General features: G+C 68.5%; 24 protein-coding genes, 1 tRNA gene and 1 pseudogene. 14 read left to right on the top strand and 12 right to left on the bottom strand.

All coding sequences use genetic code 11. From position 1 onward, the window contains the following. Positions 1–16 precede the first annotated feature (16 nt). The gene (locus LOC65_RS13315; RefSeq protein ID WP_230247817.1) at positions 17–1,246 is read left to right on the top strand and encodes an acyl-CoA dehydrogenase family protein; all 1,230 of its coding nucleotides are present in this window, start codon (positions 17–19) and stop codon (positions 1,244–1,246) included. Here LOC65_RS13315 and LOC65_RS13320 read toward each other — a convergent pair. After that, positions 1,243–1,947, bottom strand: a complete 705-nt coding sequence (locus LOC65_RS13320; RefSeq protein ID WP_164962253.1) for a hypothetical protein — start codon at positions 1,945–1,947, stop codon at positions 1,243–1,245. The two genes, LOC65_RS13315 and LOC65_RS13320, sit on opposite strands and share 4 nt — an antisense overlap. 52 nt (positions 1,948–1,999) lie before the next feature. On the opposite strand from LOC65_RS13320, the gene LOC65_RS13325 reads away from it, so the two are divergent. Next, complete coding sequence (locus LOC65_RS13325) at positions 2,000–2,692, top strand: glutathione binding-like protein (protein ID WP_230247818.1); 693 nt, start codon at positions 2,000–2,002, stop codon at positions 2,690–2,692. Between the two features lie 57 nt (positions 2,693–2,749). On the opposite strand, the gene LOC65_RS13330 is transcribed toward LOC65_RS13325, so the two are convergent. Next, positions 2,750–3,538, bottom strand: coding sequence for a MetQ/NlpA family ABC transporter substrate-binding protein (locus LOC65_RS13330; protein ID WP_230247819.1), 789 nt, complete (start codon positions 3,536–3,538; stop codon positions 2,750–2,752). A gap of 142 nt (positions 3,539–3,680) precedes the next feature. Then, on the bottom strand, positions 3,681–4,064 hold the full coding sequence (locus LOC65_RS19500; protein WP_310736927.1) for a flagellar basal body protein: 384 nt from the start codon (positions 4,062–4,064) through the stop codon (positions 3,681–3,683). Positions 4,065–4,313: 249 nt separating this feature from the next. On the opposite strand from LOC65_RS19500, the gene LOC65_RS13340 reads away from it, so the two are divergent. Then, a complete protein-coding gene (locus LOC65_RS13340) occupies positions 4,314–4,526 on the top strand; it encodes a cold-shock protein (RefSeq protein ID WP_009855926.1) in 213 nt (70 codons plus the stop codon). 98 nt (positions 4,527–4,624) lie between these two features. After that, positions 4,625–5,623 carry a trypsin-like peptidase domain-containing protein gene (locus tag LOC65_RS13345; protein ID WP_206023471.1) on the top strand — a complete coding sequence of 333 codons (999 nt, stop codon included), beginning with the start codon at positions 4,625–4,627 and terminating at the stop codon, positions 5,621–5,623. Between the two features lie 30 nt (positions 5,624–5,653). Here the strand turns inward: LOC65_RS13345 and LOC65_RS13350 are convergent, their stop codons facing one another. Next, on the bottom strand, positions 5,654–7,012 hold the full coding sequence (locus LOC65_RS13350) for a diguanylate cyclase domain-containing protein (RefSeq protein ID WP_230247820.1): 1,359 nt from the start codon (positions 7,010–7,012) through the stop codon (positions 5,654–5,656). A 187-nt stretch (positions 7,013–7,199) separates the two neighbouring features. Between LOC65_RS13350 and LOC65_RS13355 the strand changes: the two genes are divergently transcribed. Next, positions 7,200–7,466, top strand: a complete 267-nt coding sequence (locus tag LOC65_RS13355; RefSeq protein WP_230248296.1) for a helix-turn-helix domain-containing protein — start codon at positions 7,200–7,202, stop codon at positions 7,464–7,466. Between the two features lie 149 nt (positions 7,467–7,615). Continuing rightward, positions 7,616–7,948, top strand: coding sequence for a hypothetical protein (locus LOC65_RS13360; protein WP_230247821.1), 333 nt, complete (start codon positions 7,616–7,618; stop codon positions 7,946–7,948). 5 nt (positions 7,949–7,953) lie between these two features. Here the strand turns inward: LOC65_RS13360 and LOC65_RS13365 are convergent, their stop codons facing one another. The 3 genes and pseudogenes from LOC65_RS13365 to LOC65_RS13375 all read right to left on the bottom strand — a co-directional run bounded on the left by LOC65_RS13365 (position 7,954) and on the right by LOC65_RS13375 (position 9,092). Further along, entirely contained in the window at positions 7,954–8,235 is a 282-nt protein-coding gene (locus LOC65_RS13365; RefSeq protein ID WP_230247822.1) for a type II toxin-antitoxin system Phd/YefM family antitoxin, read from the bottom strand. A 120-nt stretch (positions 8,236–8,355) separates the two neighbouring features. Beyond that, positions 8,356–8,517, bottom strand: a pseudogene (locus LOC65_RS13370) (restriction endonuclease); the annotation flags it as partial. Between the two features lie 95 nt (positions 8,518–8,612). Beyond that, entirely contained in the window at positions 8,613–9,092 is a 480-nt protein-coding gene (locus LOC65_RS13375; RefSeq protein ID WP_230247823.1) for a phage regulatory CII family protein, read from the bottom strand. A 106-nt stretch (positions 9,093–9,198) separates the two neighbouring features. On the opposite strand from LOC65_RS13375, the gene LOC65_RS13380 reads away from it, so the two are divergent. The 5 genes from LOC65_RS13380 to LOC65_RS13400 all read left to right on the top strand — a co-directional run bounded on the left by LOC65_RS13380 (position 9,199) and on the right by LOC65_RS13400 (position 15,964). Beyond that, complete coding sequence (locus LOC65_RS13380) at positions 9,199–9,354, top strand: hypothetical protein (RefSeq protein ID WP_230247824.1); 156 nt, start codon at positions 9,199–9,201, stop codon at positions 9,352–9,354. Beyond that, positions 9,355–9,579 (top strand): hypothetical protein, encoded by a 225-nt coding sequence (locus LOC65_RS13385; protein WP_230247825.1) that lies wholly within the window; start codon positions 9,355–9,357, stop codon positions 9,577–9,579. A gap of 24 nt (positions 9,580–9,603) precedes the next feature. Then, positions 9,604–11,076, top strand: a complete 1,473-nt coding sequence (locus LOC65_RS13390; RefSeq protein WP_230247826.1) for a radical SAM protein — start codon at positions 9,604–9,606, stop codon at positions 11,074–11,076. A gap of 365 nt (positions 11,077–11,441) precedes the next feature. Beyond that, positions 11,442–11,765 carry a nucleotide pyrophosphohydrolase gene (locus LOC65_RS13395; protein WP_230247827.1) on the top strand — a complete coding sequence of 108 codons (324 nt, stop codon included), beginning with the start codon at positions 11,442–11,444 and terminating at the stop codon, positions 11,763–11,765. A 398-nt stretch (positions 11,766–12,163) separates the two neighbouring features. Further along, positions 12,164–15,964 (top strand): hypothetical protein, encoded by a 3,801-nt coding sequence (locus tag LOC65_RS13400; RefSeq protein WP_230247828.1) that lies wholly within the window; start codon positions 12,164–12,166, stop codon positions 15,962–15,964. A 69-nt stretch (positions 15,965–16,033) separates the two neighbouring features. On the opposite strand, the gene LOC65_RS13405 is transcribed toward LOC65_RS13400, so the two are convergent. The 3 genes from LOC65_RS13405 to LOC65_RS13415 form a co-directional block, all read right to left on the bottom strand. Then, the gene (locus LOC65_RS13405; protein ID WP_230247829.1) at positions 16,034–16,963 is read right to left on the bottom strand and encodes a relaxase/mobilization nuclease domain-containing protein; all 930 of its coding nucleotides are present in this window, start codon (positions 16,961–16,963) and stop codon (positions 16,034–16,036) included. Positions 16,964–17,039: 76 nt separating this feature from the next. Continuing rightward, a tRNA-Arg gene (locus tag LOC65_RS13410) sits at positions 17,040–17,116 on the bottom strand. Between the two features lie 75 nt (positions 17,117–17,191). Continuing rightward, positions 17,192–17,653, bottom strand: a complete 462-nt coding sequence (locus LOC65_RS13415; RefSeq protein ID WP_029718492.1) for an Lrp/AsnC family transcriptional regulator — start codon at positions 17,651–17,653, stop codon at positions 17,192–17,194. A gap of 163 nt (positions 17,654–17,816) precedes the next feature. Here LOC65_RS13415 and LOC65_RS13420 point away from each other — a divergent pair, with 163 nt between their 5' ends. Next, the gene (locus LOC65_RS13420; protein WP_230247830.1) at positions 17,817–18,533 is read left to right on the top strand and encodes an aspartate/glutamate racemase family protein; all 717 of its coding nucleotides are present in this window, start codon (positions 17,817–17,819) and stop codon (positions 18,531–18,533) included. A gap of 6 nt (positions 18,534–18,539) precedes the next feature. On the opposite strand, the gene LOC65_RS13425 is transcribed toward LOC65_RS13420, so the two are convergent. Continuing rightward, positions 18,540–19,565: an AraC family transcriptional regulator gene (locus LOC65_RS13425; RefSeq protein ID WP_230247831.1), complete on the bottom strand. Its 1,026-nt coding sequence runs from the start codon at positions 19,563–19,565 to the stop codon at positions 18,540–18,542. Between the two features lie 8 nt (positions 19,566–19,573). After that, positions 19,574–20,482 carry a diguanylate cyclase domain-containing protein gene (locus tag LOC65_RS13430; RefSeq protein WP_230247832.1) on the bottom strand — a complete coding sequence of 303 codons (909 nt, stop codon included), beginning with the start codon at positions 20,480–20,482 and terminating at the stop codon, positions 19,574–19,576. Positions 20,483–20,753: 271 nt separating this feature from the next. Between LOC65_RS13430 and LOC65_RS13435 the strand changes: the two genes are divergently transcribed. Together LOC65_RS13435 and LOC65_RS13440 are read left to right on the top strand one after the other, a co-directional pair. Further along, positions 20,754–23,228 carry a TonB-dependent receptor gene (locus LOC65_RS13435; RefSeq protein WP_230247833.1) on the top strand — a complete coding sequence of 825 codons (2,475 nt, stop codon included), beginning with the start codon at positions 20,754–20,756 and terminating at the stop codon, positions 23,226–23,228. Further along, positions 23,225–25,102, top strand: coding sequence for a phytase (locus LOC65_RS13440; protein ID WP_230247834.1), 1,878 nt, complete (start codon positions 23,225–23,227; stop codon positions 25,100–25,102). The genes LOC65_RS13435 and LOC65_RS13440 overlap by 4 nt, the downstream gene beginning before the upstream one ends. Positions 25,103–25,133 lie beyond the last annotated feature (31 nt).

Here is a 25,133-nt window from a genome sequence, read left to right on the forward strand (position 1 = left end):
GCAGCCGGAGGAACGCATGGACTTCGCCTACTCGCCCCGCACCCAGGCGCTGCGCGCGCAGCTGTCGGCCTTCATGGCCGAACACGTCGAACCGGCCGAAGCCGAGGTCGCCGCCGAGATCCGCGCCAACACCGAGGCCGGCCGGCGCTGGACGCCGCTGCAGACGATCGAGCGCCTGAAGCCGAAGGCCCAGGCCGCGGGCCTGTGGAACCTGTTCCTGCCCGAGAGCGAATACGGCGCCGGGCTGACGAACTCCGAATACGCGCCGCTGGCCGAGATCATGGGCCGCGTGCCCTGGGCCAGCGAGGTCTTCAACTGCTCGGCGCCCGACACCGGCAACATGGAAGTGCTGGTGCGCTACGGCACGCCCGAGCAGAAGCGCCGGTGGCTGGAGCCGCTGCTGCGCGGCGAGATCCGCAGCGGCTTCGCGATGACCGAGCCGGCCGTCGCCTCGTCCGACGCGACCAACATCGAGGCGCGCATCGAGCGCGACGGCGAGCACTACGTCGTCAACGGCCGCAAGTGGTGGACCAGCGGCGCCGGCGACCCGCGCTGCAAGGTGCTGATCTTCATGGGCAAGACCGACCCGCAGGCGGCGAAACACGCGCAGCAGTCGATGATCCTGGTGCCGATGGACGCACCGGGCGTCACGGTGCTGCGGCCGCTGGGCGTCTTCGGCTACGACGACGCGCCGCACGGCCACATGGAGGTCGACTTCGTCGACGTGCGCGTGCCGGCGCCGAACCTGCTGCTCGGCGAAGGCCGCGGCTTCGAGATCGCCCAGGGCCGGCTGGGCCCGGGCCGCATCCACCACTGCATGCGGCTGATCGGCCTGGCCGAGCGCGCGCTGGAGCTGATGTGCCGGCGCGCCGCCGCACGCAGCGCCTTCGGCCGCACCATCGCCCAGCAGACCGTGACCCAGGAGCGCATCGCCGAGGCGCGCTGCCGCATCGAGCAGGCGCGGCTGCTGACGCTGAAGGCGGCGTGGATGATGGACACCGTCGGCAACAAGGCGGCCAAGGCCGAGATCGCGATGATCAAGGTCGTCGCGCCGACGATGGCCGGCCAGGTGATCGACTGGGCGATCCAGGCCCACGGCGGCGCCGGGGTCTGCGACGACTTCCCGCTGGCCTACGCCTGGGCCAACGCGCGCACGCTGCGTTTTGCCGACGGGCCCGACGAGGTGCACCGCAACGCGATCGCCAAGATCGAGCTCGCCCGGCACCTGCCGGACAGCGCGCGCTAACGCTGCGTCGAGCGGGCGACGCCGGGCTGCATGGCCTCGGCGCCGAAGACCTCGACGCCGGTGCGCCAGGCCTCGGACACCGCGGTCTCGAACAGCGCCAGCCAGGCCTCGAGCACCGCGCCGGACGGCTCGGCGACCGCGGTGCGCAGCGTCAGCCGGCCGCGGGCGGCCATCAGCACGAACGGGCGGTCACCGGCCGGCGACGCCGCCAGCCGGGCGGCCAGCGGCCCGCCCAGCCACTGCTGCAGCCAGGGCTTGGCGCTGGCCATCGCGACGTACTGCTCGCGCAGCGCGCCCATCTCGGCCGGCGTCAGGCGCGGGAACATCACCAGCCAGCGCATCTCGGGCGGCGTCTGGTCGTCGATGCGCGTCTGCACGCCCTCGACGTACTGGTCGAAGACCTGGCGCTCGAGCTGCTGCTGCAGCGTGCGGTCCATCACCAGGGCCTGCAGGTCGGCCGGCAGCCCGACCTCGGAGCGCAGGCGAAGCTCGGCGCCGTCGATGTAGGGGCGCTGCGACGGGCCCCACTCCAGCCGCCACGGCCGCGTGCCGCCGAAACGGCCCTCGACGACGAAGCCGTCGTGGTCGCGCACGCCGCGGAAGGCCCACTGCCGCGTCTCGGCCCAGGTCGACACGGCGTCCCAGCGGCGTGAGCCGGACGACGGACGCGACGTGAACAGACGTTTCAGGCCTTCGAGCATGTCTTAGAGTCCGCACGAGGCGGCCGACGGTCCGGCCGCGACGGGGGACGGGATGATCGAAGTGTATTCGTGGGCCACGCCCAACGGGCACAAGGTGCACGTGATGCTGGAGGAGTGCGGCCTGCCCTACCGCGTGCATGCGGTGGACATCGGTGCCGGCGAGCAGTTCGCGCCGGAGTTCCTGGCGATCAGCCCGAACAACAAGATCCCGGCCATCGTCGACCCCGACGGGCCCGACGGCCAGCCGATCTCGCTGTTCGAGTCGGGCGCGATCCTGCTGTACCTGGCCGGCAAGACCGGGCGTTTCCTGCCCGACAGCGTGCGCGGCCGCTACGAGACGCTGGAATGGCTGATGTTCCAGATGGGCGGCGTCGGCCCGATGCTCGGCCAGGCGCACCACTTCCGCCTCTACGCGCCGGAGAAGATCGCCTACGCCGTCGAGCGCTACACCAACGAGGCCAGGCGCCTGTACGGCGTGATGAACCGCAAGCTGGCGAAGACGCGCTACATCGCCGGCGACGAGTACACGATCGCCGACATCGCGATCTTTCCCTGGCTGCGCAGCTGGAAGAACCAGGGCATCGATTGGAACGACTACCCGCACCTCAAGGGCTGGTTCGACGAGATCGGCGCGCGCCCGGCGGTGCAGCGCGGCTGCGAGGTGCTGGCCGACCGGCGCAAGCCGATCACCGACGACCAGTCGCGTGAGATGCTGTTCGGCAAGACGCAGTACCGCCAGCGCTGAAACGACGACGGCCGCCCCGCGGGGCGGCCGTTGCAGCCGGCTTCCGGCGTCAGGACATCAGAACGCCGGCACCACCGCGCCCTTGTACTGGTCCTGGATGAACTTCTTCACCTCGGGCGAGTGCAGCGCGGCGACGAGCTTCCTGATCGCCGGCGAGTTGGCGTTGTCCGGCCGCGCCGAGACGAAGTTGGCGTACGGCGAATCGGCGCCTTCGATGAACAGCGCGTCCTTCGTCGGCACCAGCTTGGCTTCGAGCGCGTAGTTGGTGTTGATCAGCGCGAGGTCGACGTCGTCCAGCGCGCGCGGCAGCTGCGCCGCCTCGAGTTCGCGGAACACCAGCTTCTTCGGGTTGGCCGTCACGTCCTTGGCGGTGGCGAGGATGTTGCTCGGGTCCTTCAGCTGGATCAGGCCCTGCTTCTGCAGCAGCACCAGCGCGCGGCCCGAGTTCGACGGGTCGTTGGGGATCGCCACCGTCGCGCCGTCGCGCAGCTCGGCGATCTTGCGGATCTTCTTCGAGTAGGCGCCGAAGGGCTCGACGTGCACCGTGCCGCCCGGCACGGCGACGATGTGCGTGCCGCGGTCCTTGTTGAAGCTGTCCAGATACGGCTTGTGCTGGAAGAAGTTGGCGTCGAGCTGCTTCTCCTCGACGGCCAGGTTGGGCTGCACGTAGTCGGTGAAGACCTTGACCTGCAGGTCCACGCCCTGTTTCTTCAACGCCGGCTTGACGAACTCCAGGATCTGGGCGTGCGGCACCGGCGAAGCGGCGACCTTCAGCACCTCGTCGGCCTGGGCCGTGAACGGCAGAACGGCGACGACCAGCGCCGACAGCGCGTGTTTGAACGACATCTTGATTCCTTGCGTAGCGGTTGAACGGATGCCGCGGTCATCGACCACGGCGTGCGCCCAGGCTACGCAGCACCGCTTATCCGGTGAACGGACGTTTGGCTGTTTGCAAACTCGCTTCCCGCATGCTGCGGGCCGGCAACGCTCAGGCCCGGATGTCGAGCAGGCTGGAGCTCATCGCGTCCTGCGCGCGGAAGACCATCAGGGTCGCGCCGAAGGCATGCCGGGCCTCGATCATGCCGACGGTGTCGGCGGCGAGGTCGGAGCCGGCCTCGGGCATCTGCGCGATCGAGACCGTGACGCCGACGGGCTGCGCCGTGGCGGGCTGCGCCACCTGGCGCCGGAAGCCCTCGGTCAGCGAGTTGGCGACGTTGTGGCCGGCGACGTCCAGGCGGGTCTGGGCGGCGTTCAGGCCGGAGAGGCTGGCGGAGGCGGCAGGAGTCACGACGTCGTGGGCGGGGCGCGGCAGTGCCGACATGATGACGCCGATCGTGCCGCCGGCGGCAGCGCCGGGCGCGACACTGTTCACGCCAGGCGGCAGATCGGCCAGGCCGCGGCGGCGGCCGGGCGCCGGGAGTCCGGCGCAAATCTCCCGGCGCTCGCCGCGGCATTCGTGTACGATGGCCTCGCTGATCTGCACAAGACCGTCCGCTCATAGGTCTTTCTTCACGCCCCGGTGCTCTACCGGCCGTCGCGTCGAATCCCCTCTTGAAGATTTTCTTGGCGTTTCTCCGCTGGGCGCGATCTTGCGCCCCGCAAACTTCGAAAGGTATTCGACATGACGACTCAAACCGGCACCGTGAAGTGGTTCAACGAAGGCAAGGGCTTCGGTTTCATCGCCCCCGACGACGGCGGCAAGGACCTGTTCGCCCACTTCAAGGAAATCCAGGGCAGCGGCTTCAAGACCCTGGTCGAGAACCAGCGCGTCGAGTTCGAGGTGACCCAGGGCCAGAAGGGCCCGCAGGCCTCCAAGATCCGCACGCTGGGCTGATCCCAGGCGGCACAGCGGGACGGCGGGCGCGAGCCCGGCGTCCCGGCAACGAAAGCGCGGCCCGGCCGCGCTTTTTCGTTTCTGGCGAAAGGGTGTCCGTGAAGAACCTGCAAGAAGCCACCGAACGCATCTGCGAGTTGAAGGGCAGCCTGGTCGCCCTGGACGCGCTGGTGCCGGCGGTGCTCGAGGCCCTGTCGGAGCCCACGCGAGCGCGGCTGTCGGCGACGTTCGACGCCTATGCCGAAGCGGCGCGCACCGTGCTGCTGCACGCCGAGATCTCCGACGTCGTGCTGGCCAGTTTCGAGCGCGACGTCGCCCGCAACCGCGCCGTGCTGCAGGGCAGCCGCCGGGCCGACGCGCCGGCAGTGGACGCGCTGCTGCTGGCCACCACGCGCGTGGCCACCTTCGACGGCAGCCGGGCGCTGACCAGCGCCAGCGGCTTCTTCTTCCGCCGCGGCGAGCGGCTGTTCCTGGTCAGCAGCGCCCACGTGTTCGCCGACACGGCGAGCGCGCACCACCCCGACCGTCTCGAGATCGTGCTGCACACCGACACGCAGGACCTCTCGCGGCACGCCGTCGTGTCGCTGCCTCTGTACGACGACGGGCTCGGCCTGTGGCGCCAGGGCCGTGACGGCGGCGGCGCGGTCGACGTCGCCGTGATCGAGATCCCGCCGGGGCTGCTGCCGGCCGACGCCACGCTGCAGGCCTTCGACGAGAGCCATCTCGAGGCGCGCGGCGAGGAGGTCGCCGCCGGCGACACGCTGAGCATCGCCGGCTTCCCGCTCGGCTTCCACGACACGGTGCACCACCTGGCGGTGCTGCGCAGCGCGTCCATCGCCTCGGCCTACGGCGTGCGCTTCCAGCGCCAGGGCTGTTTCCTGACCGACGCGCGCACCCACCGCGGCAGCAGCGGCTCGCCGGTGGTGCGCCGGCGCAGCCGCGCCGGCGACCAGGCCTCGCCGCTGGCCTGGCAGCTGCTGGGCGTGCACTCGACACGCATGGACATGCGCTCGCGCGACCTGGCCGAGGACGAGTCTCTGGGGCTGAACTGCGCCTGGTACGCCGACGTGCTGCTGACGCTGACCGAGGCGCGCTGAGCGCCCGCGGGCCTCAGCCGCCGGGCGGCCTCAGCCGCCGGCCACGCAGACCCGGTTGCCCCCTGCCCGCTTGGCGGCGTACATCGCCTCGTCGGCGCGCTGCACGAGCTGGTCGGCGTCCTCGCCGTGCGCGGGGTAGCCGACGAGGCCGATGCTGGGCGACACCAGCACCGTGTGCCCGGCCACCTCGAAAGGCCGGCACAGCGCCTGGCGGATCTTCTCGGCCACGCCCGGCGCGTCGTCGGGCGCGTGCAGGTGCGACAGCAGCACCACGAACTCGTCGCCCGCCATGCGGCCGACGGTGTCCGACGCCCGCACGCAGTGCTTCAGGCGCTGCGCCACCTGCTGCAGCAGGCCGTCGCCGACGGCATGGCCGCAGCGGTCGTTCACCGGCTTGAACTGGTCGAGGTCCAGGTACAGCAGCGCCAGGCCGGCGCCGTCGCGCCGCGCGCGCGCCAGCGCCGTCGCCACGCGGTCGCGCACCAGGCTGCGGTTGGGCAGCCCGGTGAGCGCGTCGTGCTGCGCCACGTGCAGCAGGCGCAGCTGGCTCTGCTTGCGCTCGATCGCGGCGGCCACCTGGGCCGACACGAACTTCAGCAGCTCGACGTCGGCCGGGCCATAGCGCACCTCCTGCGAGTGGCTCTTCAGCACCAGCGCGCCGATGACGCCCTGCGAACCGCTCAGCGGCACCCCCAGCCAGTCGACCGCGCTGCGGCCGACGTCCGGGTGCACGGCCGACGTCGCCGCGTCGGCGCTGTCGCGGCTGAGCAGCCGCTCGCGCCCGCTGCGGATGAGCTCGGCGCACAGCGTCTCGGCATCGAGCGCACCCGGCGGCGGCGCGGCGTCGTGCTCGTCGACGAAGTACGGGAAGCTCAGCCAGTCCCCCGGGGCGTCGTAGAGGGCGACGAAGAAGTTCTTCGCCGGCAGCAGGCCGCCGATGATGCGGTGGATCTGCGCGAACAGCGCCATCAGGTCCTCGGCCGCGTGCGCCGCCTCGGAGATCGCGTACAGCGCGGCCTGCACCGACTCGGCGCGCTTGCGTGCGCTGACGTCGCGCGCCACCGCCACCCGCACGCCGTCGGCCGGCGACCAGCACGCCGACCACATCAGGTGCACCACGCGCCCGTCCTTGCGCAGGTAGCGGTTCTCGAAGATCGGCAGATGCCGGTCGGCGACGACCTCGGCCACCGCGTTCAGCGTGCGTTCGCGGTCATCCGGATGCACCAGCTCGATCATCGGCCGGCCGATCAGCTCCTGCGGCGTGTAGCCGAAGATGCGTTCGCCGGCGGCGCTGACGAAGACGAAGCGGCCCTCGCCGTCGACGACGCAGACGGCGTCGAGCATGAGGTCCATCACGTTCGCCAGGAACGCGCGGTCGAGGGGGTCCATGGGTACTGCAGGCTTGGGCGACGCGTCGATTGTGGGGCGGGTGTGCGACACGACGCTGGTGCTGCGGTATGCGGCGCAGCAGCGGCGCGCGGCAGCCAGAGTGGCAGGTTCAGTACCGGGTACGCGTTGGAGAAGCCACCATGACTGCCCCCATGCGCCGCCCGGCGCCCTGCGCCTGCTGGTGGACATGCTGACCCAGCTCGGCAAGGACCGCGCGGTGACCGTGCGGCCGCAGGACGCCGAGCTCACCACCCAGGAGGTGGCCGACTACCTCAACGTGTCGCGCCCTTACGTGGTGAAGCTCATCGAGGAAGAGAAGCTGCCCGCCCGCAAGGTGGGCGCGCGCCGCCGCGTCGCGTTGGAAGACCTGCTGCGCTTCGACGAACAGCAGCGTGCCCGCCAGCGCGCCGCTTTGGACGAACTGGCCCGCATCGACGCCGAACTGGGCCTCTGAATCCCGGCCCACCGCCCCTGCCAGATGAGCCACTTCACGGCCGTCCTGGACGCCAACGTCCTGCACAGTCAGCCGCTGACCAGCCTGCTGCTGGAACTGGCCGTGGCGCGGCTGTACCGCCCGGCCTGGAGCCAGGACATCCACGCCGAGTGGCGCCGATCCGTGCTGCGCGCCAGGCCCGAGTGGACCCGCCGCGCTGGACCGCCGCCGTACGGGCCAAGCCGCAAGTCATCGTCACCTTCAACGAGCGCGACTTCCCGGCCGACACGCTGACGGGCTTTGACGTAGTGGCCCAGCACCCCGACGTGTTCCTGCGCCACCTGGTGGACCTGCAGCCGGCCCTGGTGCGTGCACGCATCGATCAGATGCTGAAGGGCTGGCGCCAGCCGCCCAACACGCCGGACGCCTTCATCGACACGCTGGAGCGCGCCGGCCTGCCGGATACCGCCGCGGCGCTGCGAGAGCTATTCGCGGCGGGGTGAGGCCATCAGGGCCTGGTCTCTGCCCGCTTCGCGCGCAGCCGCGCCACCACTTCGGCCGCAGGCCTGACCTTCCCGAAGTCGACCTCCTGCTGCCCGAGCGCCAGCATCGCCAGCAAGGCCAAGGTCTCCTGCGTCTCCGTATAGGAGGCCATGTCCTGAAGAACGGCCTTGGGCTCGCCGTTCTCCGTGAGGACCAAGGGCTGACGCTGCTCCGCCACCTCGGCGAGCACCTCCGAGCCATGGGCCACGAAGTCGCTGAACGGCGTCGTTCGGAGTGAGTCACGCATGGCATACCCCCAGTTCGGTTGAAACCGAGATGTCGCCATCATCGGCCCATCTGGATCGCGGCGATCCGCGACGAGGCCGCTTGCAGTTGCTCCGCCAACCGCGCGACATCACCCCATCCCCCGCGGCCCGTTGACCAGTTCCACGTTGCACCCGCTCGCGAAACGCGGCGCCCCGTCGGCAAAGCGTCCCGAGGTCACGACGAAGCCGCCGGCCGCGCCCCTGACGGCCATGACGCCGTACAGCTCGCGCACCAAGTCAGCAACGACCTTGAAGGCGGGCCAATGCGTGCGCCCCAAGGGCGTCTCGCATTCACCGGGAACACGAGTTCGTCCGATACACCGGCAACCCCAGTCCACGACTCGAGAACGAGCGGCACCTAAACGCTTTTGTTGCGTTCAGCCTCGGCCGGCCGGTTTGATTCGTTCAGTCGACGCAAATCCTTCAAAAGCGTGGACAACGCAACACGGAGACCGTTCGCCTCCTTCTCCACGCGAACCATCTCGTTGTCAGATATCACGCCGTCCGCGAGATCCTCGGCCACCTCGTGCATCAATTCGCCGAATTCAGCGGACATCCGCGCCAGGTCGCCCACCAGGTTCGGCGCGCCCTCCGTTGCCGGGCGCGGCACCGGGATGAACAGGCCATCGAATGACTCGGCCATCGCGTGGAGGATCCGCAGATCGCCGGTCACCTGCATCAGCCGGACGGCCTCCTGCAAGGTCAGGTGATGGGTCGTGTTGTTGAGGCCCACCTTGTTCAACAGCACCTGGTGTCCGATGGACATCTTGCCCGCCACCACCTTGGCTCCGCCATCCGCGGAGTGGACGGTGTCGTACGCCGCCTGATCAATCGACATGTTTTCTGAACTCGCTACGAAACGTATTAATGGCACCACCCGCCGGGCACAGTGCCCCACGCCACGTCGGCGCACGTCGCACCGACGGGCCAACAACGGGAGCACCATGAAACCGAAAGACAACGCCTCGAACATGAAGAACGCGAATCGGGGCACCAGCGGGACCAACCGGCAGTACGACCAGGCGCAGGGCAATCGCGGCAAACAGCTTTCGCCGACACCCAACAACGCCAACCTGGCCCGCCGGCCCAAAGGCAAGTAAATGGCACCGCGTTCCCTTCGCCATTATTCATCGGACAAGGAACTGGCCCGCTTCATCCGCGAACTCGTGTCCAGTGGCTGGCAGTTCAGGCACGGCGGGCGCCACAACCGCGTCGAATCGCCGGATGGCTTCTTCGTCGTGACGCCGATCTCGCCGGGCGATCACCGCGCGGTGCAGAACCTCCGGCGCCACATCGGGCGTCTTTCCCGCAACACACGCGCCTGAGCCGCAAACACCTCTCTCTGACTCATGGAACGTACCGACACCGCCGAACGCTCGGCACACCGCGTCCTCATGATCAGCGCCGGAATGCGGCGCCCGAAGAAGCAGGGGAACCCCTTCGCGGCCTGTCACCGCTACCTGAACTACGGCTTGCTGGGGCTCGCCACGCGGCTGGCGAAGCTGGGCCACGAACCGCGCGTCTTTCACGGCCACTTCGAGGAGCCCGAGCGCTTCGTGAGAGGCCTGGACGAAGCCGGCTGGCTGCACACGCGGGCGCCCGTGTTCCTGTCGATTCCCAGCAGCTACGCCCTGGATTGGGCCGCCGCCGCGTGCCGCGAGATCCGCCGGCGCGCACCGGCCGCGCGCATCGTCATCGGGGGCCGCTGGGTCGTTGCACAGGACGGCGCCTGGATTCGCCGCCACATTCCCGAGGCGAACCTGGTCGTCTACGGTCTCGCCGATGAACTGCTCGAACAGATCATGCGCCCGGCCTCCTGGCGCCTGATGCCCAACAACGACCTGAGCGAAGTGCCGGCATCACCGGAAACGGCAGCCGGTGTCTTGAGCGAACTCGACTACCGCCTGCTGGACGGATACGACGACTTCACCCCGAGCTTCGAGGTGTCGCGGGGCTGCGGACGCGGCTGCAAGTTCTGCGCGGAAGCCGGCATCAAGCTCTCCAACATGAAGTGCCCGCAGGCTCTGGCCAGCGAGATCGCGGCATGCCAGCAGGTCTACGGCCGCCGCGACATCCGCGCCTTCTTCGAGGCGTCGATGTTCATGCCCTCCGCTGATTGGGGAAACCAGCTGCGCCGGGCGTTCGACGATCGCGGCATCGACTTGCACTGGCGCACCGAGACGCGTGTCGACCACCTGTCACCCGAGCGGGTGAAGGCGCTGGCCGGCGCCGGGCTGCGTGTGCTGGATCTGGGCCTCGAATCGGCGTCGCCGCGGCAACTGCAGCGCATGTCGAAGACGCAGAACACGCCGGCCTATCTGCGAAAGGCATCGGATCTGCTGCGTGCCTGCCACGACGAAGGGATCTGGGCCAAGGTGAACGTGCTGCTCTATCCCGGCGAGGATGACTCGACCGTGGCCGAGACGAGGGCATGGCTCGACGAACACGCCCGCTACATCAAGGGCGTGTCGGCGGGCCCGATGATCCTCTACCGCTACGGCGACACGACAGCGGACAGCCTGCGCGAGATGAAGAGCCACGGCGCGACTGCCGTCGACGAAGCGGCACTCGACAGGACCGGCTTCACCGATCTGCACCTGAGCAAGGCGATGAACCACGCTCGCAGCGAGCAGATCGCCCGAGACATCTCGCGGTCCTTGATGAGCGCAAGGGACTACTTCGACCTGAAGTCGTTCAGCTACTTTCAGCCGGCCTTGGGGTTCGACCGCTTCATGGACATTGCCCGCAAGGCCGCGCCGGATGAACTGCCGTTCTCGGTGAACGAAGACGTCTGGGTCAGCGAAGAGGTGCTGGCGGCCTGAGCGTCGCGGGAAGCCGGCAGCGAGAGTTCCCTGGGTTGCGTCCAGCACTCAGGGAACTCTTCGCAAGCTCTGCGGCAGATGGCTGCCATTGACTGCCACTGAGCCCTTCCTGTCCCCCAGGTTCTCGTCCTTCGTCCGCCCCATCTGCACCGGCTCAGCCTTGGCGGTGCGGCCTGGTTTTCACACCCATCCAAGGGGTCGGATGGCCCACCTCACCCGGGCGCGCCGATCAGCCGCAAGCTGCTGCTGGCGATGCAGACGGCACCGAGAACGCCGGTGGAGCCGTCACGCTGACGGCCGACCGGTTGCACCGTCACCGCCCCAGACGCTGGCAAGATCGCCGAAAAGAACGAGGGAGGCTCCGCATGAACGTGTCCGAGCTGCAGGCGGAGTTGCGCCACTTCGCCGCCGAGCGCGACTGGCAGCCTTTCCACACGCCGAAGAACCTGAGCACGGCGCTGATGGTGGAGGCAGCGGAGCTGGCCGAGATCTTCCAGTGGATGACGCCCGAGCAATCGGCCCGCGCCCACGAGGACCCCGCCGTCAAGCAGCGCATCGGCGAGGAGGTGGCCGACGTGCTGCTCTACCTGCTGCAACTGGCCGACCACAGCCGCATCGACATCGCGCAGGCGGTGAAGGACAAGCTGGCGGTGAATGCGGCGAAGTACCCGCCGAAACGGCAGCGGTAATGCCGTGGCTCTCTAAGCGAACTGAACTCCCGCTGCCACCGACCGGCAGCCGTGCAGCGATTGGAGACGGCTGCGGCCGTCACGCGTGCATACGCTCAGCGCCAGCATGCTGACAATGCCACCGACGGCCATAAATAAAACGGGCACCAGCGATGCGTGGTTCAACAGCACCAATCCTCTCCATCTACGCCGGCACAGTCCGCGGGAAAGCCAAGCAGCCGCCAAAAATCGGGGTCCTTCGAACTCCTAACGGGAGCCTACAGGCAAGACAAAAATTGCCACATGAAGCGTTGACGCACCATTGGGGAATATGCTCTGCTTCACCAATACTTCTTACGTCGCGCCGCCTAAGCCATAAAGTATCAACAGGCCAGCCTCGATAACACCAAGGAGGTCTCGTGGGAAGAAAATCCAGAGAGAAGCGTGAGCGCCGACTCGCCAATAATATCAAACATCCCGAACCCCCGCCTCGTCAGATAACAAGCTTAAATAAGCTGACCGGCGATCAAAAACGGACAAGAGACATCTTCACTGAACAAGTAAGAAAAACCCGCGACCTCCTACGTCAGTACGACGCCGCAGACGTAGCAATTGCTATCGGCGTATCCGAACTCTGGCCCCCCAATGCTGGCAGCCCGGTCAAACATGCACTCGCTTGGTGCGTATTCCTCGACACTCCGCTGAAAGGCCGAGGCGGCAAAAAAATTAATAACTATGCGGAATTCAGAGAATTCTCCGAAGCTCTCTACGAAACGTGGCCGAAATTTCCCACTCTTGAAGACTTCTCTCCTGAGGCAGACTGGGGACAAATCAAGGTACGACTCGGCGGCCGGTTTGTCCCGGTCTTGTACGGAAGCAGCATCGAGCGAGTGCCGGATTTCATCGAGGCATTTCGAATCACTTACGCCGATGTACCCAATGCCTTGGCACAGATGGACTTGGTCATCGCGCTGCAGGCACTGATCATTGAAGCTATCCCACACCTGCCGCAGTCTCCTGTAGTCGATGCGGAACATGGTCACATAGAGCTAGCACCGGAGGATTTCTGGCTCTCGTGCACGGATATTCTGCGAAAAATCGATCAACGTACCACCGCTAGGCGCCATCGCGCGGGAAGCTCTCTCGATGCGAAAATCGGTAACTATGAAGCGCCGCTAACGTGGGAATCGTTCGGAAACGCAGCATTTACTGGCGATGCCGCCCCCTTCTTGGGCGTCAACATATCCGGCAACTGGTACCCGATGGCGGTACGAAGTGGTCCAGGGACGGTCATCGACTATTGGGCAAAAACGAAAACAGCGGGTCTTAGCCCTGAGGTACACCGGAGGCTAGGCCTGTTTATCTTCGAGCGCTTTGAAGGCACACTGCCAGGGCCCGTGATGTTGACTCTCGGCAGCGAGGTGTGCAGAGAAATTCACTTCAGCAGCGTAACCTCCACGGCGACAGGTGTGTATCTGGTTTGCGCCTGCCATCATGAACAGTTAGACAATCAGGCAGCAATGGCCGCCGCGATTATTGCAAAGGCCAAGAAGGCAAAAGATGTTCGTTTCAAGCTCGTTGAAGGTCCAGAGGTTCTACTCTCTAAGGACGGCATAAATTGCGCGTCAGCGGATGAACTCCACATCATCCTCGCCCCCACTTTAGCGGCCACGTCCGCCGAACTGCTCAACCTTCCTGACAAACCATTGCGACTCCTGCCGCTTGCGGATCTAATCACAATATTCGATAGCCTCGAGAAACTGGACGATCTGCAGCGCTATTGGGCCTTTTGCGATCGACAGCGGTCAGCCCTGACCGCCTTCTCCAGCGGTCCGGCCGATCTCTTCGCTTCATTCATAGACACAAACGAGGTTCTGGTTGATGGCGCCATCGAGCCTACAATGATAAGCCTGGACCCAAGCTGGGGGACCTCATGGAGATTCAAGTCACTTTCCGATTTCTGGTCGAGGGCTCCCCGCTTATTCCCAGATCACACAACAGCGTGGCGATTGAGCGAAGGAACCGAAGGCGTCATCGAGATGAGCGCGCGCGGCCAAAAGATTGTCGCCTACTCCACTCTCATCGGAGATTGCACGGTTCAAGCCTTGCTGGAAATTGAGAACGATCTGCGCCTGGAAGACGGACGCATGGTCGACCTATTCATCCAAATCCTCGCCGACAGCACCTTTAGGTGCCGTGAGTTGCTGGCTGACGCACCACTATTCCATTTGGATCATGTTCTCTTCGTTTGCAAACGCAACCCGTCCAACACGATCGTCGGAGGCGACGAAGAGAACCGTTGCAAGAGCAATAATTCCGCCCCGATCATAGCCGCCGCAGAAGGGAGCCACGGCAGAACTGCTGTCGTCTACCTTGAAATCAATGTTCGCTCAGTGCGAGATGGCTTGACCGACGCCACCGACGGCCGCTTCGAAATGCAGTGCCTTGCAGAGACGATTCGCAAGAGTCACGACGCCATTGGAATGGTGCTGCCGGAGGGGCTGGATCAAGCAGTTATTTCCGCGGCGGGCAAGCTCGCTCGATACACGCTGCGAGTAGTCACTCGGAGCGCCGATGTTCCGGAAGACCCCTCGCCGGTTATTCCAAGACTCTCGGACTACAAGGTAGCGCGCAAGCAACTTGCCAAGATAATCCGAGACTTGGGTATAGCACCTGGTCGATATGCACCGTTGGATGCCAAACAGAAAATTGACATAGCTAGCGCCGAGTTCAGGGACCGTATCGAAAGGCGACTCGCTCAGCTTGATCGACTTCAGCTAATTCGAGCTTGCATCGAGCAGCACGATGCGCTTCTTGCTACTGAGCGAGCTCGGATTGAAAGAGCGCGCTTAAGCCTATCTCACGAGGTGGACTACGACCGAGTTGGTGCTGTTGAAGATGCGCGTCAGCAATACGGCACTATAGCCCGTCACTACCGATACCTGCTAGAGAAGTCTGTCAGCAGCCAGACATCTGGGCCCGGCGAGGTGACTCACGATGTGCTACGCGAACTGATTGGCAAAGTTGACTGGCTCATGACGCTTGCGGGCGCCAGCGATGTCCTCCACAACGGGGTAGATGTTGCCGGGATTACCATCAGTGATTCGTTCATACCGGAGGTCTTCTACCCCGATGATTCCAATGATCGGGAGGTTCGCTTTGCCAGAGAGTACGCCAAGATGCGCCTCGGTCTTGGTGAGAATCCCCAAGATTCAGTCGAGGGGGAGTCGGAGGCCCTTTTAGGATCAATCGATTTCAACAGCGCTTTCGAGGCCGACATTGGCTTCAACCTCTCGGATCTGATCACGTCTTTAGCCGTGCTTACCCATGCTCAGCACTACGGATTCTCGAAGGACCTGTCGCTATCTTACGCCGCGAAGCCCGAAGAACTGGTGGAAAAGCTTAGCGCTGAGATTAAGGACCTTGGAAAGGAGAAAGCGCAGCGCATCATTGCCTTCCTGACCCTTTCAGAAAGTGGAATTTTTCGGCTCGCTGGCCGGGACGTTAACGAGGTGGAGGTGCCTTACTGGGAGCACAGCAAGCGTGTTCATAGATACGCCATCCGTCCACTCGTGAAGGTCGGCGCGGAGCTGCGCTGGGGAGCGGAGGCGGTGAGTCGCTGCAGCTTCAATTGGATGTCATCGGTACGCGATGGCTACCTGCCTGCTGATTTCGGCTGGCCCCGCATCGAAGCAGCCGTTCGGCAGGTAAAAGCTGGTATTGAGAGGCGACTGGAGTTCCGCGGCGAAGAGATTTTTCGCCGACACACCCCATTTGTTGAGCACAGCGTTGACTTTTATCGGAGGTTTCGAGCCGAAAAGTTCGAAGATGTTGGAGATTTTGACGTCCTCGCGTACTGGCCCGATCACAATCTGTTGGTTGCGATTGAATGCAAGTACAACCAGCCAGCTTACACCATGAAGGATGGTCGCCGGCTCCGAGATAAGATATTTGGACGCAAGGATGACAACAAGGGTCAGATCCGCAAGGTGCTCCGCAGAAGCTCCTTCCTACTTCAGAACCGAGCTCGGATTCTGCAACTCCTTCGATGGCCGAAGCCCGCCAATGGCCCAGAGCGCTATGTCGAGCTTTATGTGAGCAGGGACATCTACTACTGGATGTTTCATCCGCCGTATCCTGTTTCGACCCACTTCGTAAAGATCTCGACTTTAGATTATTGGCTAAAGAACGAGCTATTCAGGGCCGCGGGTCTGCCATGAATTTGTCAAATAGAAGCAATTATTCGCGTTGACCTCGGCGACCGGCTTGAATCAGTCTGGAGCAGAAGCTCATCCGCCGCCCGTCCAGGGCGGGCGAAGTCCGGCGCGGCGCACCCTTGACGGGCGGCGGCGGTCGCCCACGCTGGGCTCCGTGGTCAGGCGTGCGCGCCTGCCCCCGAGCCCGTCCGGCGGCGAGGACCGCCCCGCCCTCGGGGCGGGGATGGGGGTGGGTCGACGTTCCCAGTCGATGTCCGGGCGCGTGCGCGTCAGCTCCGGCTGCGGCGGCGTCCGGGTCGGCGCCCTGGCCTGCTCCCTCTGTCGGTCGGGCAACTGCTCCAGCCTCGGCAACAGCCGCCGGAACGCCTTCGAGTCCTTGAGGAAGCCCACGACCCCGCGGGCCAGCCGCCGGTCCTCGGCGGTGCCGGAAGAGCCGAGCGCCTGCGCGATGTGGATCCAGGCCTCCAGGGCGTCCCGGCGGCTGCTGTAGAAGCGCTCGCCCCCGGGTTCGGCGATGTCGCGCCCAGGCCGGCCGTCGTCGCGCATCTTCACGCGGCCGATCGGGTGGGCGCGGTGATGTGCGCCGCGGGTCGCCTGCCGTGTCGCCTCGGCCTCCACGCCGTAGCCGCGCAGCTTGTCGGCGAAGGTCTCGCGCCAGCGGTGCAGGTCGGCCTTGCGCGGGTTCAGCCGCCGGCCGTCGGCGCCCTGGGCGCGCACGCTCAAGTGCACGTGCGGGTTGGCCTGGTGCTCGTGCAGCACCATCACGTAGCGGTGCCCGCGCAGTTCGGTCTGCGCGAACTCGCGCGCCGCGGCCTTGACGATGCGGGCGTCGGTGCCCTGCGGCATCGACAGCATGAGGTTGAAGGCCTCGCGCCGGGGGCTCTCGTCGTCGATGTTCGCGCCGGCGTGGCGCCACAGCTCGGCCTGGTCGGCCACGGCCTCCGGTCTCGTGGGCGCCGCGTTCTCGATGCGGCGCAGCGTGTACAGCAGCAGCGCGGTCACGTCGCGCAGTGGCATGCTGCCAACCGCTTTTCTCCGGACTTCCACGGACTTCACGGGACGCCCCGGAATCCTTGGGTGGCCTGCCCGACAGGAATCGAACCTGTAACCCCCAGCTTAGAAGGCTGGTGCTCTATCCGGTTGAGCTACGGGCAGCCGGCGGCGATTCTACGGGGCGCGTCGGCGGCTTCCCCGGCCCGCGTCAAGCTCCGGCGCTGCCGGCCACCGCCCTCACAGCGCGTACTTCAGCGGCAGCGCCGTCGTGTACTTCAGCTGCTCCATCGCGAAGCTGGAGCTCACGTCGTGCAGGTTGGTGCCGGCGATCAGGCGCTTGTAGACGGCGTCGTAGGCCTTGATGTCGGGCACGACGACGCGCAGCAGGTAGTCGACATCGCCGCTCATCCGGTAGAACTCGACGACCTCGGGGATCGCCTCGCAGGTCGCGCGGAAGCGCTCGAACCACTCCTCGGTGTGCACCGCCGTGCGCACGCTGACGATCACCGTCACGCCGACGTTCACACGCTCGGCGTCGACCAGCGCCACCTGGCGCGTGATGACACCCGCCTCCTTCAGCCGCTGCAGCCGCCGCCAGCACGGCGTGCTGGACAAGCCCACGGCCTCGGCCAGTTGCGCCAGCGGCGTCGTCGCGTCTTCCTGCACCAGCTCCAGCAGGCGCCGGTCGATGGTGTCCAGCGAAATGGCGGCGTTCACGGCGTCCTTGGAATCTGATTCCTGAAACTTGATTCTACGGAGCACAGGTTTGCGCCAAGCCTCGCCAAGGCGCGAAATTCAGCAATCGCCTGCCCCGCCCCGGCGCGCACAGTGTCGCCATCACCAACCTCTTTCGCTTCGCATCTTGAAGACCATCGGCCTGATCGGCGGCATGAGCTGGGAAAGCACCCTGCTCTACTACCAGACCCTCAACCGCGAGGTCGCCCGCCGCCTCGGCGGCCTGCACTCGGCGCGGGTGCTGATGCACAGCCTGGACTTCGAGGAAGTGGTGCGCGGCCAGCGTGCCGGCGACTGGGACGCGCTCGCCGCGCTGCTGCGCCAGGCCGCCGAAGGCCTGGCCGCGGCCGGGGCCGACTGCCTGCTGATCTGCACGAACACGATGCACAAGATCGCCGCCCAGGTGGCCGGCGAGGGCCTGCCGCCGCTGCTGCACATCGCCGACGTCACCGGCGCCGCCATCCGCGCCCGCGGCCTGCACCGCGTGGCGCTGCTGGGCACGCGCTACACGATGGAGCAGCCGTTCTACGCCGAGCATCTGGCGCGCCTGGGCGTCGAATGCATCGTGCCGCCCGAGGACGAACGTGCCGAGGTGCATCGCATCATCTTCGACGAGCTCTGCCGCGGCCAGGTGCTGCCGGCCTCGCGCCAGAGGCTGCAGGTCATCGTCGCCGGGCTCACGGCGCGCGGCGCCGAAGGCGTGGTGCTCGGCTGCACCGAGCTGCCGCTGATCCTGGCCGAAGACGACGTCGCGCTGCCGGTCTTCGACACGACGACGCTGCACGCGCTGGCCGCGGTCGACTTTGCGTTGCAGGACAGGCTGCCGGCGCTGGCCGCGGCCTGAGCGCGCTCAGAGCGAGAAGTCGAACAGCCCCCGGCGCAGCAGCGCCGGCGTCGAGCCGGTCCAGCGCTTGAACGAACGCCGGAAGTTGGCCGCGTCGTGGAAGCCCAGGTGGCGAGCGGCAGCCTCGTTGTCCAGGCCGCCGAAGCGGAACAGCCGCAGGCACTCGTGGCGGCGCACCTGGTCCAGCTCGGCCTGGTAGTGCGTGCCCTCCAGCGCCAGCCGGCGCTTGAAGGTGGCGGGGCTGAAGCCGAAGGCGGCGGCAGCCTCCTCCAGCGCCGGCGGGTCGCCGATGCGGTCGAGCAGCAGGTCGTACAGCGCGGCCAGCAGCCCGCGCGGCATGGCCTCGGCGCCGGCGGCCTGCTCGGCGGCGCGGCTGGCGGCCACCGCACCGGGGTGCGCGGCGGCGGGCCAGGGCTCGTCCAGCCAGTGGGCGTCGATCAGCATCGCGTCGAGCTGGCAGCCGAAACGCAGCGCGGTGCCCAGGTGCACCTCGTGCTGCTCGGCGTGGCGCGCGGCGGCGCGGTCGAAGCAGAAGGTCCAGGGCAGCGCGCGCCCGGCCAGCCAGCGGCAGCACGAGGCCACCGCGCTCATCTGCATCTCCACCAGCGCCGGGCGCAGCGCGCCCAGGCGGCAGGCGTCGGTCCAGTACAGCACTGCCAGGCCGCCTTCGACGTGCAGCCGCGGCACCAGCAGCGGCGACAGCCGGGGCTGGAAACGCACCAGGCGCTCCAGCGCGTCGCGCAGGCTGGCGGCTTCACGCAGCGCGTGGCTGGCGGCGCCGTAGTGGCCGGGCAGCAGGTGGCGGCCCAGCACGAACGGCGCTTCGGCCGAGCCGAAGGCGCGCAGCGTGGCGGCCAGCAGTTCGCGCCACTGCGCCAGCGTCAGCGCCGCCGGCATGTCGCCCAGGCCGGCGGCGGCACGGATGGCGCCGACGTCCAGCTCCTGCGCACGCGCCAGCTCCAGCACCAGCGCCGGCTGGTGCGTGAACGGCACCGCGGCCGCGGTGTCGCCGGCGGGTGCGGCGGCGCGCATGGCGGCGCTCAGGACGCGGCCCGCGCCGGGCGCGCGCCGGCCAGGTCCAGCGCCTCGAGCTCGCGGTTCAGGCGCGTCAGCAGCGCCTGGGCGTCGTCGTCGCCCAGCGCGACGGCGCTGCGCATCGCCAGCGCCAGCGGGTGCTCGGCGTCGCGCGGGCTGAAGCGCATCGCCTCGACCATGCCCACGAGGTGCTGGGCGCGCCGGCGCGCCGTGCCCAGCTCGGCCTGCGGCATCAGCAGCACGAAGCGCGCGCCGGCGTAGCGGCACAGCAGCTCGCGCGGCGGCAGGTTCAGCAGCAGCTGGTGGGCCACGGCCTGCAGCACGCGGTCGGCTTCGGCGCGGCCGTGCGTGCGTTCGATCTCGGCCCAGTGGGCCAGCTCCAGCACCGCCACGGCGCAGGGCCGGCCGGGCTGCGCGGCGCGCTCCAGCTCGATCTGGCGGCGCAGGTAGTCGGCGTCGGCGAGCTGGGTCACGCGGTCGTAGGCGCGGTGGTCGCGGAAGACCCGCTCGCGGCGCTGCAGCTGCTCGCTGAGCGCGGCCTGCTCCTGGCGCCACAGCAGCAGGCCCCAGGTCAGCGCGGCCATGCCCGCCGGCGACAACACCGACTCGATCCAGCGCAGCGGCAGCGTCGCCGCCGACACGACGAAGAGCTCGTCCAGGCAATCGGCGGTAGCGCCGAGCATGATCGCCGCCAGCCCGCCGGCCAGCCACAGCGTCACGCGCCCGCCGGGGCGGCTGCCCAGCACCAGCCAGGCCCAGACGCCGGCCATCAGCGCGGTGCCGCCTTCGGCGGCGATGTCCAGCCACTGCCAGCTGGCCACCGGCTTGGCCGGCGCGAACGCGGCAAACAGCGCCAGCAGCAGCGTGGCGCCCAGCGGCAGCAGCGGCTGCCAGGAACGGGGGGAGGTCGACATCGGCGGCCAAGCTAGCGGCCGCCGATGACAGGCGTGCGTCAGCGCGGGGGTCCGAACAGCTCAGCACCGCCGCCGTCACCGCCGGCGCGGGCCCGCGCTGCGAGGGTGCAGGCCCGAGGCGCGCCGGCTCAGGCGGCCGCTGCGGGCGCTGCCGTGGCCGCCACGGCGCCGCCACCGTCACCGGACCGACACGCGGCCTGCCTACCGTGCGGCGCCGAACACCCACCCGCTGCCGGCGCCAACAGAGCGCCGCGGCCCACAGGAGTCTTCCGTGTCCCACACCCCCAAGCGGCCGCGCACGCCGCACACGCTGCTGGCGCTGGCCGCCGCGGCCGCCTTCCCGGCCCTGGCCCAGACCCTGCCGGTCGAGACCATCGTCATCACCGGCCCCTCGCTGGCCACCGACCGTGCGCTGAAGGACCAGGCCGCCGCCGACAACGTGGTCAGCGTCGTGCGTGACGACGGCATCGGCCGCCTGCCCGACAAGAACACCGCCGAGGCGCTGCAGCGCCTGCCCGGCGTGTCGATCGAGCGCGACCAGGGCGAAGGCCGCTACGTGCGCATCCGCGGCCTGGGCCCGGACCTCAACAGCGTCACCTTCGACGGCAGCCTGCTGCCCTCGCCGGAGCGCGACCGCCGCGCGGTGATGCTCGACGTTCTGCCCTCGGCGCTGGTGCGCTCGCTGACCGTCAGCAAGACGCTGCTGCCCGAGCAGGACGCCAACTCGATCGGCGGCACGGTGGACGTGCAGACCGTCTCGGCCTTCGACCGCCCGGGGCGCTTCGTCGCCGCCGAGCTGGGTGCGTCCTACGAGACCAACACCGAACGCTCCAGCCCCAACGGCTCGCTGCTGTGGAGCGACCGCTTCCTCGGCGGCAAGCTGGGCCTGGCCGCCGGCTTCAGCCACGAGGTGCGCAAGTTCGGCTCGGACAACGTCGAGACCGGCGGCGCCTGGGACGGCGACGCGCTGGAGGAGTTCGAGCGCCGCGACTACCGCATCACGCGCGAGCGCACCGGCCTGGCGCTGAACGCCGAGTACCGCCCGGAGGCGGGCACCGAGTACCACGCCCGCTACCTGCACAGCCGTTTCAGCGACGACGAGCAGCGCCAGGCGCACGTCATCGAGTTCGACGCCCCCCAGGCGCCCGGCGCGCTGGGCGAGGCCGAATCGACGCGCGAGCTGAAGGACCGCAAGGAGACGCAGACCATCCGCTCCTTCGTGCTCGGCACGACGCAGGCGCTGGGCGACTGGAAGCTCAAGGCCGAGGCCGGCAGCAGCCGCTCGGAGGAAGACACGCCGCTGCACATCGCCAAGGCCAAGTTCGAGGCCGGGGACAGCTTCGACGGCGTCGGCTACACCGGACGCTCGCGCCCGCGGCTGGTGGCGCCGGCCGGCATCCATGACGCCGCGGCCTACGCACTCGACGAGATCGAGCTCGAGAAGTCGCTGGTGAAGGACCGCGAGCACAACCTGCGCCTGGACCTGTCGCGCCCGTTCGAGCTGGCCGGCGTCGACGGCGAGCTGAAGTTCGGCGCCAAGACCAGCCGGCGCCAGAAGACCAGCGTGCAGACGACCTGGGTGGTGGACGACTTCGGCGCCGCCGACGCCGGCCTGGCGGCCTACGCCTCGGGCAGCGTCGACTACCCCTGGGGCACGTTCGGGCCGCGCATTGTCGCCAGCCCGCTGTATGCGCTGGCGCGTTCGGTGAACCTGGACGACTTCGTCGACGACCAGGAGTCGACCGTCAACGACTACCGCATCGACGAGCGTGTCGACGCCGCCTACCTGCAGAGCAGCTTCGACCTCGGCGCCACGCACCTGATCGCCGGCCTGCGCCACGAGCGCACGCGCATGGACGCCGCCGGCACCGGCGTCACCGACGGCGTGTTCGAACCGATCCGCGCGCGCCGCGACGACCACCACTGGCTGCCCGGCCTGCACCTGCGCCACGACCTGGACGCACGCACCACGCTGCGCGCCGCCTGGAGCCACTCGGTCGTGCGCCCGGCCTTCGGCCAGATCGCACCGGGCTACGTCATCGACGGCGACGAGGCCAGCTTCGGCAACCCCGACCTGAAGCCGCTGCGCTCGGCCAACCTCGACCTGGGCGTCGAGCGCAGCCTGGGTTATGCCGGCGTCGCGTCGGCCTACGTCTTCCACAAGCGCATTCGCGACTTCTCGTACCAGACCGACGTCGCCGGCACCGGCGCCTGGGCCGGCTTCGACGAGGCCGTCACCTGGGCCAACGGCGACACGGCGCGTGTCAGCGGCGTCGAGCTCGCGTACTCCAAGGCGCTGCGCGAGCTGCCGGCGCCGTGGAACGGGCTGGTGGTCGGCGCCAACGCCACCTTCTCGAGCTCGCGCGCCAGGATCGCCGGCGCCGACGGTGGCTCGACGGTGTCGCGCCACATCCCGCTGCCCAGCCAGTCCAAGCGTGTGTTCAATGCCGTCGTCGGCTACGAGGCCGCCGACTGGAGCCTGCGCCTGGCCGCCAACTACAAGTCGCGCTACCTGCTGGAAGTGGGCGACACCACCGATGCCGGCCAGGACCTCTACGTGAAGGCCCAGACGCAGTGGGATCTGTCGGCCCGATACTCGCTGACCAAGGATCTCTCACTGGGCCTGGAGGCGCTGAACCTGACCGACCAGCCCTACGAGGTGACGACCGGCCGCACCGACCGCAACGCGCAGTACGAGACCTACGGCCGCACGGTGCGTGTGAACCTGAAGTGGGCGATGCAATGACGCGAGCGAGGACGCTGAAGACGCTGGCCGGCGCCCTGGCACTGGCCGCCGCCACCGCGGCGCAAGCCGCACCCGCGGCGCCGCCGGCCGCCGTGGCCGGCGCACGCGAGATCGCCGCGCTGCCCGACGGCGCCTGGCTGGCGCTGGACAAGAAGGCGCTGCGCCTGCTGGATGCCGACGGCAGCGAACGCGCCCGCCTGGCGCTGCGCGCCAAGCAGCTCGACACGCGCGCCGCGCCGCACGGCGCGCTGGCCGTCGTGCTGGACGCCGACACCCAGCGCACGCTGGCCATCACCGTCGACACGCGGGCGATGACGCTGGCCGCGCGGCCGGCGGTCGAGTCGCCGGCCTTCCCGGTCGAAGCGAGCTGCCTGTTCCGCGATGCCCAGGGGCTGGACCACCTGTTCGTCGTCGGTGACGAAGGCCTGGCCGAGCAGTGGCTGCTGGGCGCCCAGGGCGCACGCCTGGTGCGCCGGCTGGCGCTGCCGCCGCAGACCCAGGCCTGCCGCGTCGACGACGCCGCCGGCTGGCTGTACGCGCAGGAGGAGGACGCCGGCGTCTGGGCCTACCGCGCTGAAGCCGAAGGCGTGCCGCAGCGGCGCGCCGTGGCGCTGGCCGACCCGCTGGGCCCGCTGCGTGGCGGCGCCCGCGCGCTGGCCGTCGTGCCCGGCGGCCTGGCCACCGTCGACGGCCGCGGGCGGCTGCAGCTCTGGCGCGAGGCCGACGGCCGCTGGCGCGCCGAAGGCAAGGCGCAGCCCACCGGCGGCCAAGCCGTGGAGGCGCTCGCGGCCAAGGCCGACACCACCGGCCTGCGGCTGGCCTGGCACGACGAGGCCACCGGCCGCTGGGCCACACGCGCCCTGCCCTGGGCCGCGCCGGCACCGCGCGCCGTGCTGCCGGTGGTGCGCGCCGTCGCCCAGACCGACCCGGTGCCGCGTTTCGGCGACGCCGCCGACGACCCGGCGATCTGGGTGAACCCGGCCGACCCGGCACGGTCGCTGGTGCTGGGCACGAACAAGAAGCAGGGCCTGTTCGTCTACGGCCTGGACGGCCGCCAGCGCCAGGTGCTCGAAGCCGGGCGGCTGAACAACGTCGACGTGCGCCAGGGCCTGCGCTGGGGCACGCTGGCGCTGGACCTGGCGCTGGCCACGCAGCGCGACGAGAAGGCGCTGGCGGTGTTCACCATCGCCGCCGACGGCACGCTGGCCGACGCCGGCCGCATCGCCACCGGGCTGGACGAGGTCTACGGCACCTGCCTGTACGCACCGCCGGCCGGTGGGCTGGAGGCGCTGGTCAACGACAAGGACGGGCGCGTCGAGCGCATCCGCGTCGAGGCCGCGGCGGGCGCCGACGGCCGACCGGTCTTCAGCGGGCGTGTCGTGCAGCGTTTCAAGCTGGAATCGCAACCCGAAGGCTGCGTCGCCGACGACGACAGCGGCCGGCTCTTCATCGGCGAGGAGGACCGCGGCGTCTGGGTGCTGGACCTGGGCGCGGCCGAGCCGAAGCCGCAACTCGTGCTGAAGGTCGGCGGCCTGCTGCAGGCCGACGTCGAGGGCCTGGCGCTGTACCACGACCGCGAGGCCGGGCGCAGCTGGCTCGTCGTCAGCAGCCAGGGCAACGACAGCTATGTCGTCGCCGAGGCCGCGCCGCCGTGGCGCGTGAAGGGCGCGTTCCGCATCGGCCTGAACCCGGTGGCCGGCATCGACGGCGTGTCCGAGACCGACGGCCTGGAAGTCACCAGCACGCCGCTGGGCGCGGCGCTGCCGCGCGGCGCGCTCGTCGTGCAGGACGGCTTCAAGCGCCTGCCCGACGGCGCGCAGAACTTCAAGATCGTCGACTGGCGCGAGGTGGAGCGCGTGCTCGGCCTGCGCTGAACACGCGCAAGGCGGCGGCCGATAATGGCCG

This window comes from Rubrivivax sp. JA1055 (assembly GCF_020966565.1).
Taxonomy (GTDB): Bacteria; Pseudomonadota; Gammaproteobacteria; order Burkholderiales; family Burkholderiaceae_C; genus Rubrivivax; species Rubrivivax benzoatilyticus.

Bases quoted from the DNA above. Each gene is read 5' to 3' on its own strand.
- LOC65_RS13440 (WP_230247834.1), top strand. From the start codon at position 23,225: ATGACGCGAGCGAGGACGCTGAAGACGCTGGCCGGCGCCCTGGCACTG.
- LOC65_RS13315 (WP_230247817.1), top strand. From the start codon at position 17: ATGGACTTCGCCTACTCGCCCCGCACCCAGGCGCTGCGCGCGCAGCTG.
- LOC65_RS13350 (WP_230247820.1), bottom strand. From the start codon at position 7,012: ATGGACCCCCTCGACCGCGCGTTCCTGGCGAACGTGATGGACCTCATG.
- LOC65_RS13425 (WP_230247831.1), bottom strand. From the start codon at position 19,565: ATGCGCGCCGCCGCACCCGCCGGCGACACCGCGGCCGCGGTGCCGTTC.
- LOC65_RS13390 (WP_230247826.1), top strand. From the start codon at position 9,604: ATGGAACGTACCGACACCGCCGAACGCTCGGCACACCGCGTCCTCATG.
- LOC65_RS13385 (WP_230247825.1), top strand. From the start codon at position 9,355: ATGGCACCGCGTTCCCTTCGCCATTATTCATCGGACAAGGAACTGGCC.
- LOC65_RS13320 (WP_164962253.1), bottom strand. From the start codon at position 1,947: ATGCTCGAAGGCCTGAAACGTCTGTTCACGTCGCGTCCGTCGTCCGGC.
- LOC65_RS13340 (WP_009855926.1), top strand. From the start codon at position 4,314: ATGACGACTCAAACCGGCACCGTGAAGTGGTTCAACGAAGGCAAGGGC.
- LOC65_RS13325 (WP_230247818.1), top strand. From the start codon at position 2,000: ATGATCGAAGTGTATTCGTGGGCCACGCCCAACGGGCACAAGGTGCAC.
- LOC65_RS13380 (WP_230247824.1), top strand. From the start codon at position 9,199: ATGAAACCGAAAGACAACGCCTCGAACATGAAGAACGCGAATCGGGGC.
- LOC65_RS13395 (WP_230247827.1), top strand. From the start codon at position 11,442: ATGAACGTGTCCGAGCTGCAGGCGGAGTTGCGCCACTTCGCCGCCGAG.
- LOC65_RS13375 (WP_230247823.1), bottom strand. From the start codon at position 9,092: ATGTCGATTGATCAGGCGGCGTACGACACCGTCCACTCCGCGGATGGC.
- LOC65_RS13365 (WP_230247822.1), bottom strand. From the start codon at position 8,235: ATGCGTGACTCACTCCGAACGACGCCGTTCAGCGACTTCGTGGCCCAT.
- LOC65_RS13430 (WP_230247832.1), bottom strand. From the start codon at position 20,482: ATGTCGACCTCCCCCCGTTCCTGGCAGCCGCTGCTGCCGCTGGGCGCC.
- LOC65_RS13355 (WP_230248296.1), top strand. From the start codon at position 7,200: ATGCTGACCCAGCTCGGCAAGGACCGCGCGGTGACCGTGCGGCCGCAG.
- LOC65_RS13330 (WP_230247819.1), bottom strand. From the start codon at position 3,538: ATGTCGTTCAAACACGCGCTGTCGGCGCTGGTCGTCGCCGTTCTGCCG.